We start from the raw sequence: 15,853 nt of genomic DNA on the forward strand, positions 1-15,853 counted from the left end.
GGGTTAGAACCGGCCGTACCACTCACGACCCCTAGTCCCTCTGTCGACGCTTCGGGCGGAGCACCAGGAGAACGCCCACGGAGAGCAGGCCGAGTGCGACCAGTGACGGAGGCAGTGGGTCGAAACCGGTGTTCGCCAAGGGTTTCGGGGCAGGCGAAGGTGTGACGTCCGGCGTACCGGGGGTGTTGACCTTGACGATGGCGGTCGCGCTGTCCGTCACCGGGGTGCTGGGCTGGGCTGTGTCGGGCGTTCCCGTGGCGGTCGCGGTGTTCGTCAGGTCGCCGGATTGAGGCGCGAGGGCCGTGCAGGTCCATTCGCGATGGTCGCCCGCGGCGAGGGTGTCGAACTTGCGGTCGCACTGGGGGTTGGTGGGGTCGGTGGCCTCGACGGGTGTGAGGTCGACGTTGCCGGTGTTGGTCACCGTGAGGGTGAAGGTGACGGTGGCGCCCGGGGTCGTGGTCGCGTCCGCCTTCTTCGTGAGGGTTATGGCGGGGGTCGCGAGTTTGACCGTGGCGTCGTCCGTCGAGGTCACGGGGCGGCCTGTGGGGTCGTTGCCGGTCGCGGTCGCGATGTTGGTGAGGTCGTGGCCGGGCATGGTGACCGTGCAGGTGATCGGGCTTGACACCGCGCCGGGTGCGAGGGTGCCGATGGTGATCGCGCAGGCGGGGGCGAGCGGGTCCGTCACCGTCACTTCGGTGAGGGGGACGTCGCCGGTGTTCTTCACGATGAGGGTGAAGGTCGCCTGCTGGCCGGTGAGGAGCGGCTTGGGGTCGGCGGTCTTGGTGATCGAAATGCCGGGGCCGATCACCGTGACCTCCGCGGTGCTGGTGCTCGTCACCGGCCTCTTGGTGGGGTCGTCGCCCGTCGCCGTAGCGGTGTTCGTGATGCCGGTTTGGGGGTTGATGGTGCATTGGTGACGTTGGGACGCGCCGGGTGTCAGTACCGCGATGGTGAAGGCGCAGGCGGGTGTCTTATCGTCCACAATGGACACCGAGGCCAGGGGAACGTCGCCGGTATTGGTCACTGTCAAGGTGAAGGTGACCTGCTCGCCAGGACGGACCTGGGTGGGCGAGGCCTCCTTGGTGAGCTTGATGCCGGGGTGGATGACGTCGACCGGGGCGTTCGCCGTCGCGGTCACCGGCGGGCCGACGGGTGGGGTGCCGGACACCGTGGCCACATTGACCACGTCGTCGGCGGGCGCGGGCATGGTGCAGGGGAAGCGCTGGACGCCGTTGATCGGGAGGCTCGGGAAGGCGCGGACGCATTCGGGGGCCAGCTGATCCGCGACCGTCACGTTCGTCAGCGGGACGTCGCCGGTGTTGGTGACCACGATTTCGAAGGTGACCGAGTCGCCGGTGCGGAACGGGCCGCCCCGGGTGTTCTTGGTGATCGAGATGCCAGGGCGCTGGACGGTGAACGTCGCGTCGTCCGCCGCGGTCACCGGGCGTTGGAGCGGGTCCGTTCCGGTGACCGTCGCCGTGTTCGTGAAGCCTTGGGCTCCCGCGACCGCCGTGCACTGGACCACCACTTCGGTGGCTGCGTCGAGTGACGGGAATGTCTTGGCACAGGACGAAGTTTGCGAGTCCACAATGGATACGTTGGTCAACGGCACGTCGCCGGTGTTCTTGACCTTGATGGTGAAGGTGACCGTGTCGCCTTCACGGACCTCGGCCGGTGATGCGTCCTTCACGATGGTCACCGCGGGGTGGATGACGTCGACCGCGGCCGTCGCCGTGTCCGTGACCGGGCGGCCGGTCGGATCATTGCCCGTTGCGACTGCCGTGTTGGTGAAGTCGTCCTGGGGTGCCTTGGTTGTGCACTGGTAAGTCTCGACGCCTTCAAGGCGAGCGAAAGTCTTGGTGCAGGAAGGAGTTTGCGGGTCCACAATGGATACGTCCGTCAGTGGAACGTCGCCCGTGTTCGTCACGACGATGGTGAACGTGACGTCGTCGCCCGCGCGGACCATACGCGGCGAGGCCTCCTTGGTGATCTTCACGGCCGGGTGGATGACGTCGATCTTCGCGTCGTCCGAGGTCGACAGCGGTGGTCCCGTCGGCGGGGAGCCGGAGACCTTGGCGACGTTCACAGTGTCGTCGGCCGGTGCCGTCATGGTGCATTCGTAGGTCTGTGACGCGCCGGGGGCGAGCGTGTCGATCGTCTTGGCGCAGGACGGGGCGAGTTCGTCGGTGACGGTGACCGCGGTCAGCGTGGAGTCGCCCGTGTTGGCGACGGTGATGGTGAACGTGACCGTGTCGCCGGTGCGGAACGGGCCGCCCTTGACGTCCTTGGTGATCGAGATTCCCGGATGCAGCACGGTGAACGTGGCGTCGTCCGTCGCGTCGACCGGTCGGCCGGTCGGGTCGGTTCCCGTTGCGGCGGCCGTGTTGGTGAAGCCGTCGGCTCCGGCCGTGACCGTGCAGGTGAACCGCTGTTCCGCACCCGAGGCCAGCTCCGCGAAGACCCGGCCGCAGGCGGGCGTCTTGTCATCCACAATGGACACCTGGGTCAGCGGGACGTCGCCGGTGTTCTTGACCTGGATGGTGAAGGTGACCGTGTCGCCTTCGCGAACCGCGCCGGGTGAGGCGTCCTTCGTGATCGTCACCGCGGGGTGGATGACGTCGACGGCAGCGTCGTCGGACGCGGTGACGGGGCGGTTCGACTGGTCGGTGCCCGTGGCCGAAGCGACGTTCACGAAGTCGTCCTTGCCTGCCACGAGCGTACAGGTGTACGTCTGTTTCTCTTGTGAGGCAAGGGTTCCGAGGGTTTTGGCGCAGCCGGGTGCGATCGGGTCGGCGACGGTGACCGCGGTCAAGGGGGAGTCGCCGGTGTTGGTCACCGTGATGGTGAAGGTGACCGTGTCGCCCGCGCGGACCACCGTGGGCGCGGCGTCCTTGGCGATGGCCAACCCCGGGTGGATGACGTTGACGGGTGCGTCGTCCGTCGCCGTCACCGGCGGGCCGACCGGTGGAGTACCGGTGACCGAGGCGACGTTCACGAAGTTGTCCTTGCCAGCCGCGACGGTGCAGCCGAAGGTCCAGGTCGCGCCGGGTGCCAATGCGCCGTCGTATGCCCGCGCGCACGCCGCGGCCAGGGCGTCCGTGACCTGGACGCCGGTCAGCGGCACGTCGCCGGTGTTGGTCACCGTGAGCTGGAACGGCACGGTGTCGCCTTCGCGGAACGGGCCGCCGGTGACGTCCTTCGCGAGCGTGATCGCCGGATGCGTCACCGTGAACGTCGCGTCGTCGGTGGCGTCGACCGGACGGCCGGTCGGGTCGGTGCCCGTAACGGCAGCCGTATTGGTGAAGCCTTGCTCGCCCGCGACGATCGTGCAGGTGTACGTCTGCTTCGCCTGCGGTTGCAGCGCGGCGAAGGTCTTGGCGCACGCGGGAACCGTGGCGTCCGTGACCGCCACGCCGGTGAGGACGGTGTCGCCCGTGTTCGTCACGGTGATCGTGTACGTGACCGTGTCGCCGGAGCGGACCACCGCGGGCGCGGCGTCCTTGGCGATCGAGAGCGCGGGGTGGATGACCTCGACCGCCGCGTCGGCCGTGACCTTGACCTCCTTGGCGAGGGGGTCCTTGCCGGTCGCGGTCGCGGTGTTCGTGAAGCCGCTGTCCGGCGCCTTGGCCGTGCAGGTGTGGGTCTGCGACTGCTGGGGCAGCAGCGTGCCGATCGTCTTCGCGCACGACGGCGTGCGGTCGTCGGTGACGGCCACGGCGGTGAGCGGGACGTCGCCGGTGTTGGTGACCGTGATGGTGAACGTGACCTCGTCGCCCGCGCGGACCACGCGCGGCGAGGCCTCCTTGGTGATGCTCAGCGCGGGACTGAGCACGGTCACCGTGGCCGAAGCCGTCGCCGTCACGGGCGGGCCGCCGTAGAAGTCGTCGGCGGTCACGGTCACCGTGTTCTTCGTCGTCTGGGAAGGGTTCGCGGTGCAGGTGTAGGTCGACGAGCCGCCTGCGAGCAGGTTGGTGATGGCGCGCGAGCAGGCCGTGGTGGTGTCGTCGGCGACCTTGATGTTTTGGAGTGGCGTGTCGCCGGTGTTGGTGACCTTGATCGTCCAGGTGACCGTGTCGCCCGCGTGGATGGTCTGCGGATCGGCCGACTTCTCGATCTTGATCGCGGGCGCGACGACCGGGACCGGCGCGTCGGCGGAGGCGGTGACCTGCTTGCCGAGCGCGTCGGTGCCGGTCGCGGTGGCGGTGTTGACGCCGTCGGGCACCGGGGCCTGTGCGGTGCAGGTGAAGGTCGACGCCTTGCCCGCGTCCAGCGCTGGCAGCGTGCGCGCGCACGACGGGGTCTTCGGATCGGCCACGGCGACCGAGGTCAGCGGCACGTCACCGGTGTTGGTGACGGTCACGGTGAACGTGACGGTCTCGCCGGTCCGGTAGCCCTCCTTGTCGGCCTTCTTGCTGACGCCGATCGCCGGATGCGTGACGTCGACCGTCACGCTGGACGACCCGTCGAGCGGCTCGTTGAGCGCGCTGGTGCCGGTGACCTTGGCGACGTTGGTGAAGTCGTCGGCAGGCGCGGTCGCGGTGCAGGTGTAGGTGGTGCTCTGGCCGCCGTTGAGGTTGCCGATCACCCTGGCGCAGGCGGGGAAGGCGTCGTCGGCCACGCGCACCCCGCTCGCCGGCGCGTTGCTCGGGTTCTTGACCTCGATCGTGAAGGTGACCTGGTCGCCCGCGTGCACCACGGCCGGCTTGGCCGTCTTGGTGATCTGCAGTTCCGGCACCGGCGTCGAGAAGGCGAGGTTCTGCGCCAGATAGGCGTCGCCGGAGGTCGCGAAGCCCAGCTTGGCGCTGGTCGAGCCCGCCGCGATGGTGTCGACGTTGAACGACTTCGCGTCGACGCTGAAGTTGTTCTTCACCGAGGGCGACGTCGCGTTGTCGGCGTTGGAGATGAAGAAGTTCTTGGTCGATCCGGTGGCGGGCTCGGCGACCGGCTTGTCGTTGATCAGGAACTGGTCGCCGTCGATGCCCCAGTCGCCCTCGTAGGCGGTGACGCCGACATGCGCGTCGGCAGCCGCCGCGCGGAAGCCGGTGATGGTCGTGGTGGTGGTCGGGTCGGAGCTGTTCTGGCGGACGTGTCCGTTGTAGACGAAGACCTCGCGTTTGTTCGGCGCGTGGTCCGGGTTCCGCTGGGGGTAGGCGTAGACCAGATCGATGGACCAGCCGCCCATGCAGTTGAAGCCCTTGGGCGCCCAGACGTTGCCGACGGTCAGGTTCAGCGGCGAGCCGGTCGGCGCCTTGGCGAACTGGCCGGTGACGTCGGCGTAGGCCGAGTAGTACTGGCCGCCGCTGTAGCTGTTCGACGGGTCCTCGGTGTAGCCGACGGGCGACAGATCGGCGGCCGCGCCGTCGCCGACGGTCAGCCGGACCTTCTGATCGGCGGGCTTTCCCTGTGGCAATACCGCGGGTGTGCGGTTGAGCCGGTCTTGGCACATTTTCGTCGCCAAGGGAACATTCGGCGCGTAGTTGTACACGCCCGTGTTACCCGCCCAGTTCAGCCGTGCGAAGGTGATTTTCGCGCCGGGCGGAATAGTGACCGAGGCGCTCGACGAGTTGAATGTGCCCGCGTCGGAGTCCACATCGGACCATTGCATGAAGAAATTGTCGTTGACCTGGGCGTCCTTGCGGTCTGCCGAGTTCGCGCAGTACACGGGGGTGTAACCGGGGATGGTCGGCGCGTTGTCGGCGGTGACCGGACAGCGGATGACGCCATTGCCCGCGTACAGGAAATCGCCGTACACGACCTCGTTGTAGTCCAGCGAGAATTGCTTCACGACACCCGCACCTGCCGGGTTCGCGCCGATCGCCGCGCTGGTGAAAAGGAGCGCGAGCGCCACGAACAAGCGAAGTGGCTTGCCGGAATTCCGCATGCGGGTAACCCCCAAAAAGGCCGGTGCGACTTTCGGAGCCTGGCACGCGGGCACGGCCGATGCTCGCCCGCTCACCCTGGAAGGGGACGCCGGTGAAGCCGCGACAGCACTCATGTCACTCGGTCGGGTTACCCGCTGGGCTCGACCGCCGGGTTTGTAAGACGGGTGACCCGGAACTGCCGGTGAACCTGCCGGTCGTTCCTCATGGTTCCCGGCGGCCGGATGCGGTGTCCTGAAAGTATGGTCGTCCGCGTACACAGCACTACCGCCAGCACCCCGGCCTGGATGCGGGCGATGAACAAACGCGCGGTCCTGGACTTCCTCCGCCGTTGCGGACCCGCGACCCGGCCGCAGGCGGTGGTCGACACGGGATTGTCGAAGCCGACCGTCGGGTTCGTGCTGAAGGCGCTCGAAGCGGCCGGGCTGGTCCGCTCGGCCGGGACGGTGACCACGCTCGCCGGGCGCACGGCGCCGCTCTACGAAGCCGATCCCGGCGCCGGGTACGTGCTGGGCATCGACATCGGCCGCCACTACATCCGGGCCGCCGTCTCCGACCTCGGCCGGACCGTGGTCGCGCGACGCGACGAGCCGAACCGGGCGTTCTCCGGCGGGGAGCTGGTGGCCGTGGTCGCGCGGATCGCGGCCGACACGATCGCGGGCGCCGGGCTCACCGCCGCCGAGATCATGGTCAGGGTGATCGGCTCGCCCGGCGTCGTCGACCCGGTCAACCGGTGCTTCCGGCACACGCCCAACCTGCCTGGCTGGGACCGTGCGGGGCTGCTCGACGAGCTCGAGGCCGCGTTCGGCGCCGAGGTGCTGGTCGAGAACGACGCGAACCTGGCCGCGGTCGGCGAATGGGAGAGCGGCGCCGCGCGGGGGACCTCGGTCTTCGGCTGCCTCACGGTCGGCACGGACTCCGGGCTGGGCCTGATGGTCAACGGCCGGGTGTTCCGCGGCGCGACCGGCGCGGCCGGTGAGATCAACTACCTGCCGTACGAGGAGGACCGGCCGTTGCATCAGCGGCTGGCGTACACGGTGGCCTCCGTGGCCGCCGTCATCGATCCGGAGCTGATCGTGCTCGCGGGCGGCAGCGACGGGGAACTGCTCGAGTCGGTCGAACGCTCGCTGCGCTCGCTGACCCCGTACCAGCCGACCGTCGTGGAGGGCGAGCTCGGCGCCGACGGGGTGCTGGTCGGTGCGATCAGCGTGGGCGTCCGTGCCGCCGAGGACCTGGTCTTCGAGCGCTGGGTGGCCGAAAACTAGCTGAAAAAAATCCCAATGCGGCATTGGTCAGGTTTCAGCACGCCAATGTGGCTTTCGTCAGCTCAAAGCTGACGAAAGCCACATTGGGATTTTTTTCAGCGGGTCAGCTCAGCGTGACCGCCGCGTCGTCGATGACGAAGGACGTCTGGAGCGACGCGTCCTCCACCGCCGTGAACTTCAGCGCGAGGGTCTGCCCGGCGAACGACGAGACGTCGATCGTCTTGAGCACGTACCCACCGGCCGCGTTGACGTTGGAGTAGCTGCCCAGCGTCGTGCTGCCACCGGCGACGGTCAGCTTGTCGTAGACCGTGCTGCCCGACTCGTTGGTGTCGATGTGCAGGTAGAACGTCAGCGTCGCCTTGCAGTTGGCCGGGATGGAGACCGACTGGGCGAGCGTGTCGGTGTGGCTGGAGCCGTAGCCGTCCATCCAGGCGTTCTGGGTGCCGCCGTGCGCGGGCTGGTCAGGGCCGTTGGCGCCGATGACGCCGCTGGACGCCGTCCAGCCGGTGCTGCCGGACTCGAAGCCGCCGTTGGTGAGCTTCTGGCCACTGCAGCCGCCCGTGGTGCCGACGGTCCAGGTGAACGAGGCCGAGCCGGTCTTGTTCGCCGCGTCCTTGGCGGTCACCGTGACGTTCGAGGTGCCCGCGGTGGTCGGGGTGCCCGAGATGGTGCCGGTCGAGGCGTTGATCGACAGGCCCGCGGGCAGCCCGGTCGCGGTCCAGCTGTACGGCGCGGTGCCGCCGCTGGCCGAGAGCGGGAGGTTGACGGCGGTGCCGGTCGCGGTGGACTGGTTACCCGGGTTCGAGACGGTGACCGTGCCGGTCGCGCTGCACGTCGGGTCGCCGGACTGAGCCGGGACGCTGACGGCGTCCCACGCGGCCTTGACGGTGTTGAACTCGGCGCAGCTACCGGGGAAGAGGTTCTTCGCCGCGGTCAGCGTCCAGGTGCGGTACTTGAGGTACGAGGCACCGCTGGTCTTGATCAGCATCGCGTTGTAGAAGATCTTCAGCGCGCTCTGCACACCCAGACCGGTGATCGTGGTGTTGTTGCAGGTGGTGCTGGTCGGCTGGCCGTTGGTCGGGTTGGTGCCCTCGGCGAGCAGGTAGAACCAGTGGTTGCCGGGGCCCGCGGCCGCGTGCACCTCGGTGTTGGGGATCTGGCTGTCGTAGCAGTTCTTGTGGCCCAGCGCCGACGGGTTGTACATGTTGCGGATCGGGCCGGAGCCGACCAGGTTGATCGTCTCGCCGATCAGGAAGTCCGGCACGTCGTACGGCGACGACTCGTTGGCGAACCACTCGGTCGAGGTGCCGAAGACGTCGGCGACGAACTCCTGGGTGCCCGCGCCGGAGATGCCGCCGGGGGTGTGGTCGTCGATGCCGTGACCGTGCTCGTGGGCGACCACGTCGAGCGAACCGATCCACTGGTTGGACTGGTTGTGCCCGATCTGGATCTGGCTGCCGTCGTAGTAGGCGTTGAGGTCGTTGAGGCCGACACGGACCGGCCAGCCGCCGCCGTTGCCGTCGAAGCTGTTACGGCCCAGCCACTGCGAGAGCATCTTGTTCTCGGTCTGCGCGGCGAACAGCGCGTCGACGCAGCCGGTCTCGCGGTTGGTGGCGTTGCCGTTGCCCCATGCGTCGTCAGGTCCGCTGAAGGTGGTGTTGTTCGCGGCGTCCTGGCAGCTGGTGTTGGTGATCGCCGGGTCTTTCATCGAGTAGGTGCTACCCGAGTGCGTGGTGTCGAGGTGCACGGCCGGGCCGTTGTAGCCGCTGTTGCCGTCACCGTTCATGACGTGTTCCTGGGTGTGCAGCACGGCGCCGGTGGCGGCGTCGACCACGACGTCCAGCTTGCTGGGGCCTTCGGCGTCCTTGCCGACGACCGTGCTCTTCCAGGCGAGCGCGGGGGTGCTGAGCGCGTAGGTGACGAGCTGCGCGGCGCCTACATTGTCCACAGTGGACAGCTGCTGGCGCGCGACGGCCTCGGCCTGCGCGGCGGTCAGCTTCGGCGTGGTGGTCGGCAGGTTGATCGCGACGTCCTGAGCGACCGACGTGCCCACGACCTGGCCGGTCGAGTTCGTCGCCACCACGAAGTCGCCACCGACGACCGGCAGGCCCTTGTAGGTCCGGTCGTACGGGATGTACTTCAGTCCGTTGGTGGAGGAGATCACGTTGTGCTGGACGAAAACATCGTCATTGCTCGCGTGGAGCGCGGCGGGTTTCGCCGCGACCAGGCTCTCCGCGGCGGACATCGCCATCGCGTCGGCCGTTTGGGCCGAAGCGGACGGCTGCGCCGCCTGTGCCGCCGAAGTCGTCGCGATGGCTGCCGCCAGCACGCCGGCCGCGGCGAGTACGCCAGGACGTCTCAATTTCATCGGTGGTTCTCCTCCGGGCAGGGTGATCCGGACCCGGGGTGCCGGGCCTGTGATCAATAGAGGTGAAAGGGTGTTACGACGAACCGCGAACAAGAATCCGGTGTTGGCACGCGGTGAACAACCGACGAACGTATTGAACTCATTGCGTTTCGGCGATGAGTCGATGAATGTGCGACAAAAAGCCGTAATGGCCCGATTCGGGCACTTCGGATAATACTGTCCACTCTGGCCGGTGGGGCCTGCACCCGTGTCGATGCGGTTGCTGAGGTCACCGCGCGCCCGGCCTTCGCTCGCGATGATCGTTTCATGGAACCGAAAAGGAGAACCGTCATGGCGGCGGCGCTGGCGGCGTCGCTGCTCATCCCCGCGACCGCCCAGGCGGCACCGGCCGATCGGCAGCGCGATCCGGTCCGCGCGTTAGAGCAAATGGCCCATCCACTGTGGTCGACCGAACCGGGACGGCCCACGGCCGATCTGGGCGCGCTGGGCGCGATGATCGGCAAGGCGAAGGTGGTCGGGCTCGGCGAGGCGACGCACGGCTCGCACGAGTTCTTCGCCATGAAGGAGCGGGTGTTCCGGTACCTCGTCGAGCACCAGGGGTTCACCACCTTCGCGCTGGAGATGAGCTGGTCGGCCGGGTTGAAGATCGACGAATACCTGCAGACGGGTGTGGGTGACGTCCGCGAGGTCGCCGCCAAGAACCTGGCCGGCAGCCCTTGGGACCGCGAGGAATTCGTGAGCCTGCTGACGTGGATGCGTGCGTACAACCGCGATCACCCCGGCCGCACCGTGCACTTCATCGGTGACGACATCGGCGCGCCCGCGGTGGACGACGAATTCTTCGAGCGGGTCACCGGATACGTGCGCCGTGAGCATCCGGAAACGCTGCCGCGGCTCACCGAGCTCTACTCCGGACTACGCCCGCTGGACACGTTCGCGTACGTACGCAAGCCGGTGGCGGAACGACGGCAGCTCGCGGACAAAGCCCGGCAAGCACTCGAGCTGATCACCGGTATGAAGGACCCGTGGGTCGTGCAGAACGCGCGCTTCATCGCCCAGACGGCCGAATTCCTCACCATCGACCCTGACGACAAGGCCACACTGCCGGAGTTCATGCGCCTGCGCGACCGTGTGATGGCGCAGAACGTCGAGTGGTGGCAGCGGCAGGTCGGCGGCAAGATCCTGGTTTCGGCGCACAACAACCACGTCGCCTACCTCTCGAGTGACTACCCGGTGCATCCGGAGACACAAGGGTCGTTCCTGCGCGGCGCCTTCGGCGACGGCTACCTCCCCATCGGCTTCACCTTCGACCGTGGCTCGTTCCTGTCGACGAGTCAGGCTGTCGGCGGCGGGAACTGGGAGAAGTTCACGGTGGACGCCGCCCCGCCCGGTACGGCGGAGGCCACGCTCGACCGGGTCCGGTACGAGGACTTCTACCTCGACGTCCGCACCGCGCCCCCGTCGGCGCGCGCCTGGCTGGACGCCGCCCACCCGACCCGGTCGATCGGCACGCTGTTCCCGGTCGAGCTCGAGAACGTCAGGCTGGCCAGGTCCTTCGATGTCGTGATCCACCTCCACGACGTACGGGCCGCCGTCAAACGCTCGTGACGGTTCGTCCCGCCGCACGGACAGGACGGCCCCGGTTCGTCGGCATGGACGAACGGTTGCGCGTCCCCGGCACCTAGGTTCGATTGCGAACGGGGTGCACGTCTGGCGCCCTGTGTCGTGAGGAGACGGGGAATGGGGACACTTCTGCGCGGTGGCCGGGTCCTCGACCCGGCCACCGGCTTCGACGGACTGGCCGATGTGCTGACCGACGGCGTCAAGGTGGCCGCGGTCGGCACCGGCTTGGACGCGCCGCCGGGTACCGAGGTCGTCGATATCACCGGCCTGGTGGCCGGGCCGGGTTTCGTGGACCTGCACAGCCACGTGCATTCGATCGCCGGGCAGCGGCTGCAGGCGATGGACGGGGTGACCACGGCGCTCGACCTCGAGGCCGGGTTGATGCCGATCGAGCGCGCGTACGCCGAGGCCGCCGCTGCCGGGCGTCCGCTCAACTACGGGTTTTCCGCGTCCTGGGGCGCGGCGCGGGGGCAGGTGCTGGCCGGGATCAAGCCGGACGCGCAGATCGACAGCGGGCTCGCCATACTCGGAAACCCGGCTTGGCAACGCTCTTCGTCGCCGAAGGAGCTCGCCGCCTGGCTGTCGCTTTTGGAGGGTGAACTCGCCGCCGGCGCGCTGGGCATCGGGATCCTGATGGGGTACGCACCGCTGAGCGAACCCGCCGAGTTCCTCGCGGTGGCGCGGCTCGCGGCGCGTGCGGGCGCGCCGACGTACACGCACGTGCGCGAGCTGATCGAGGTCGACCCCGCCACGCCCATCGACGGGTCGGAGGAGATCGTCGCCGCCGCGGGCGAGACCGGTGCCGCGATGCACCATTGTCACGTCAACAGCACCTCGGGGCATCACGTCGAGCGCGTGCTGAAATCGCTGGACCGCGCGCGCCGCGAGGGTTCGCGGGTGACGGTGGAGGCCTATCCGTACGGTGCGGGCAGCACCGCGATCGGTGCCGCGTTCCTGGAGCCGGAACGCTTGCGCATGAAGGGACTTCGCGCGTCGAGTGTGCTGATGCTCGAATCCGGCGAGCGCATCGCGGACGAGGCGCGGCTGCGGGAGCTGCGGCGCGCCGACCCCGGCGCGCCGTGCATCCTCGAATTCCTCGACGAGCGTGATCCGCGCGAGAACGCGTTGCTACGCCAGGCTTTGGCGTATCCGGACGCGATCGTCGCCAGCGACGCGATGCCCGTGTTCTGGCCGGATGGCAGCCAGGAGAGCACCAAATGGCCGCTGCCGCCAGGCGGGACGACACATCCGCGCACCGCGGGGACCTTCTCGAAGGCGCTGCGCCTGATGGTGCGCGAGACCGGCGCTTGGACGTGGCTGGAGGCGTTCCGGCGCTGCTCCTACCTACCGGCGCGGATCCTCGACGACGTGGCGCCCGCCGCACGCGGCAAGGGGCGGCTCGACGTCGGCGCGGACGCCGACCTGGTCGTGCTCGACCCCGCGAAGATCACCGACACCGCCACGTACACCGACTCGACGCGGCCGTCGACCGGCGTCCGGCACCTGTTCGTCGGCGGAGTTCCCGTTATCTCCCAAGGTGAGATTCTCGCGGACGCCTACCCGGGCACCGCGCTGCGGGGTGAGCCGCGATGAGCCTGCTCGAGGACATCGAGACCTTGGTGCGGTGCGAGTCGCCGTCGTCGGATCACGCGGCGGTCGCCCGCAGCGCCGAGGTCGTGGCGGCGCTCGGACGGCGGCTGCTGGGTGCCGAACCGGAGCGCATCGTCGTCGACGGGGTCACGCACCTGCGCTGGCGGTTCGGCGGCGACCCGAGGGTGCTGCTGCTCGGGCATCACGACACGGTGTGGCCGATCGGATCACTGGCGACGCATCCGTTCGAAGTGATCGACGGAGTGTTGCGCGGACCCGGCTGTTTCGACATGAAGGCCGGTGTCGTGATGGCGTTGCACGCCGCCGCGGCGCAGCCCGACCGTGCGGGCCTGTCGATACTGATCACGGGTGACGAGGAGGTCGGTTCGCCGTCGTCCCGCGCGCTCATCGAGGAGGAGGCGTGGGGCTGCGACGCGGTGTTCGTGCTGGAGGCCTCCGCGGACGGCGGCGCGCTGAAAACCCGTCGCAAAGGCACTTCCCTGTATTGGATCGAGGTCGAAGGCCGCGCCGCGCACGCCGGGCTCGAACCGGAAAAGGGCCGCAACGCGGGAGTCGAGATCGCGCACCAGATCCTCGCGGTCTCCCGGCTCGGTGACGCCGAACGGGGCACGACCGTCGTGCCGACCGTGGTGACCGCGGGCACGACCATGAACACCGTCCCGGCCGCCGCGAGCGTGTCGGTCGACGTCCGCGCGTGGGACAGCGCGGAACAGGAGCGCGTCGACGCGGCCATCCGCGAACTGCGGCCGGTACTCGACGGCACGCGGGTCCGTATCGTCGGCGGCATCAACCGGGCGCCGCTGGAGGCGGAGTCGTCGCAGGCGCTGTTCGAGCTGGCTTGCACGCTTGCCAAGGAATTGGACCTGGAGCCGCTCACGCCGGCCGCGGTCGGTGGCGCGTCGGACGGGAATTTCACCGCGGGGATGGGGACTCCGACACTCGACGGCCTCGGCGCCGTCGGCGGTGGCGCGCACGCCGACCACGAGCACGTGCTCACCGACGAGCTGCCCCGGCGCACCGCGTTGCTCACCGAACTGGTGAAAACCGTGCTGGCACAGGGAAATCCAGGTCAAGAAAGGGTGGTCCGGTGACCGAACTCGTGCTGAACTCGCCGGATCAGGCGGCGGAGACCGCGGCCGCGGCCTCGGGCGTGACCGTCCGCGACCTGGCCGAGGTGCCGGACCTGACCGCCGTGTGCCAGTTGTTCGAGTCGATCTGGCAGCGGGAGGAGCCCGGTTCCGGCCCGGTGAGCGCGGAACTCCTGCGCGCCATGGTCGCGTCGGGGAACTACGTCTCCGGTGCCTTCGACGACGGCGAACTGGTCGGCGCCTGCTTCGGGTTCTTCGGCAGCCCGGCGAAAAGCAGCCTGCACAGCCACATCGCGGGCGTCGCGCCGAAGGGAATGGGCCGAGGGCTCGGCTTCGCGCTCAAACTGCATCAGCGCGCGTGGGCGCTGCGCCAGGACGTCACCGCGATCTCGTGGACGTTCGACCCGCTGATCCGGCGCAACGCCTACTTCAACCTGACCAAGCTCGCCGCCGATCCCGCCGTCTACCTGCCGAACTTCTACGGCCGGATGCGCGACGCCATCAACGGGAGCGGTGACACCGACCGGCTCATGGTCACCTGGGATCTGCTGAGCGAGCCGGTGCGTGCGGCCGCGCAGGGTGAGCCGCGGCGCGTTCTGCCAGCAGGTGAGCCCGTGCTGCGGTCCGATTCGGACGGACGTCCGGTGAGCACGCCCGCCGACGCGCCGGTCGTGCTGGTGGGGGTCCCGCCGGACGTCGAGGCGTTGCGCCGGACCGACCCGGCGCTCGGCAGCGCGTGGCGCGCGGCGCTGCGTGAGGTGTTGCACGGCCTGATGGCGGACGGCGCCAGGGTCGTCGGATTCGATCGTGCCGGCTGGTACGTGGTTGCGAAGGAGCGCTCGTGAAACTGTCCGGTGTGGAAGTACTGCGCGTCAGCATGCCTTTGGTGGCGCCGTTCCGTACGTCGTTCGGCACGCAGGACGCGCGTGACATCCTGCTGCTGCGCGCGGTGACGCCGTCGGGCGAGGGCTGGGGCGAGTGCGGCGCGATGGCCGCGCCCGTCTACTCGTCGGAGTACACCGACGGCGTCGAGCACGTGCTCGAGAACTTCATGGTGCCCGCTTTGCTGCAGGCGGGCGAGATCACGGCGAACAAGGTCGCGCCGCTGCTGGCCAAGTTCAAGGGGCACCGGATGGCCAAGAGCGTGCTGGAGATGGCGGTGCTCGACGCCGAGCTGCGCGCGCACGATCTGTCGTTCGGCGCCGCGCTGGGGTCCACAAAGGACCGGGTGCCGTGCGGGGTCTCGGTCGGGATCATGGACTCGATCCCGCAGCTGCTGGACGTCGTCGGCGGCTACCTCGAAGCCGGGTACCTCCGCATCAAGCTGAAGATCGAGCCTGGCTGGGACGTCGAGCCGGTGCGCGCGGTGCGTGAGCGGTTCGGCGACGACGTGCTCCTGCAGGTCGACGCGAACACCGCGTACACGCTCGCCGACGCCGCGCAGCTCGCCAAGCTCGACCCGTTCAATCTGCTCCTGCTGGAACAGCCGCTCGAGGAGGAGGACGTGCACGGCCACGCCGAGCTGGCCAAGCACATCCGCACCCCGATCTGCCTCGATGAGTCCGTGGTCGACGCGCGGTCGGCCGCCGACGCGATCCGGCTCGGCGCCTGCCGGGTGGTCAACATCAAGCCGAGCCGTGTCGGCGGTTACCTCGAGGCCAAGCGGGTGCACGACGTCTGCGCGGCCAACGGCATCCCGGTCTGGTGCGGCGGGATGATCGAGACCGGGCTGGGCCGAGCGGCCAACGTCGCGCTCGCCTCGCTGCCGGGCTTCACCATGCCGGGTGACACGTCGGCGTCCGAGCGGTTCTACCGCCAGGACATCACCGAGCCGTTCGTGCTCGACGGCGGCTATCTCCAGGTGCCGGCCGGGCCCGGCCTGGGTGTCTCGCCGATTCCGGAGCGTCTCGCGGAAGTGACCACCCGAAAGAAGTGGCTGAGTTCGTAGCATCCGACGAATCCGGTGTTAGATTTCGTCGGATCGGACTACTCGGGTCCGATGTGACGGCGGTTACGTTC

Annotated in this window: 8 protein-coding genes; 6 read left to right on the forward strand and 2 right to left on the reverse strand. The window is 68.8% G+C overall.

Annotated elements, in window-relative coordinates; all coding sequences use genetic code 11:
* Positions 1-31: 31 nt before the first annotated feature.
* Positions 32-5,881, reverse strand: coding sequence for a CARDB domain-containing protein (locus ACFV15_RS20090; RefSeq protein WP_378351997.1), 5,850 nt, complete (start codon positions 5,879-5,881; stop codon positions 32-34).
* A 285-nt stretch (positions 5,882-6,166) separates the two neighbouring features.
* Here ACFV15_RS20090 and ACFV15_RS20095 point away from each other — a divergent pair, with 285 nt between their 5' ends.
* The gene (locus ACFV15_RS20095) at positions 6,167-7,144 is read left to right on the forward strand and encodes an ROK family protein (RefSeq protein ID WP_378352019.1); all 978 of its coding nucleotides are present in this window, start codon (positions 6,167-6,169) and stop codon (positions 7,142-7,144) included.
* Between the two features lie 103 nt (positions 7,145-7,247).
* Here the strand turns inward: ACFV15_RS20095 and ACFV15_RS20100 are convergent, their stop codons facing one another.
* A complete protein-coding gene (locus tag ACFV15_RS20100) occupies positions 7,248-9,512 on the reverse strand; it encodes a M4 family metallopeptidase (protein ID WP_378351998.1) in 2,265 nt (754 codons plus the stop codon).
* A 330-nt stretch (positions 9,513-9,842) separates the two neighbouring features.
* Between ACFV15_RS20100 and ACFV15_RS20105 the strand changes: the two genes are divergently transcribed.
* From ACFV15_RS20105 to menC, 5 genes are all read left to right on the forward strand, one after another.
* On the forward strand, positions 9,843-11,120 hold the full coding sequence (locus tag ACFV15_RS20105; RefSeq protein ID WP_378351999.1) for an erythromycin esterase family protein: 1,278 nt from the start codon (positions 9,843-9,845) through the stop codon (positions 11,118-11,120).
* Between the two features lie 132 nt (positions 11,121-11,252).
* Positions 11,253-12,728, forward strand: a complete 1,476-nt coding sequence (locus ACFV15_RS20110) for an amidohydrolase family protein (protein WP_378352000.1) — start codon at positions 11,253-11,255, stop codon at positions 12,726-12,728.
* Positions 12,725-13,837: a M20 family metallopeptidase gene (locus ACFV15_RS20115; RefSeq protein ID WP_378352001.1), complete on the forward strand. Its 1,113-nt coding sequence runs from the start codon at positions 12,725-12,727 to the stop codon at positions 13,835-13,837. The genes ACFV15_RS20110 and ACFV15_RS20115 overlap by 4 nt, the downstream gene beginning before the upstream one ends.
* A complete protein-coding gene (locus tag ACFV15_RS20120; protein WP_378352002.1) occupies positions 13,834-14,679 on the forward strand; it encodes a GNAT family N-acetyltransferase in 846 nt (281 codons plus the stop codon). The genes ACFV15_RS20115 and ACFV15_RS20120 overlap by 4 nt, the downstream gene beginning before the upstream one ends.
* Positions 14,676-15,782, forward strand: a complete 1,107-nt coding sequence (menC, locus tag ACFV15_RS20125) for an o-succinylbenzoate synthase (RefSeq protein ID WP_378352003.1) — start codon at positions 14,676-14,678, stop codon at positions 15,780-15,782. Before ACFV15_RS20120 ends, menC begins: the two co-directional genes overlap by 4 nt.
* The last annotated feature ends 71 nt before the right edge of the window (positions 15,783-15,853 follow it).

The organism is Amycolatopsis sp. NPDC059657 (assembly GCF_042734395.1).
GTDB lineage: Bacteria > Actinomycetota > Actinomycetes > Mycobacteriales > Pseudonocardiaceae > Amycolatopsis.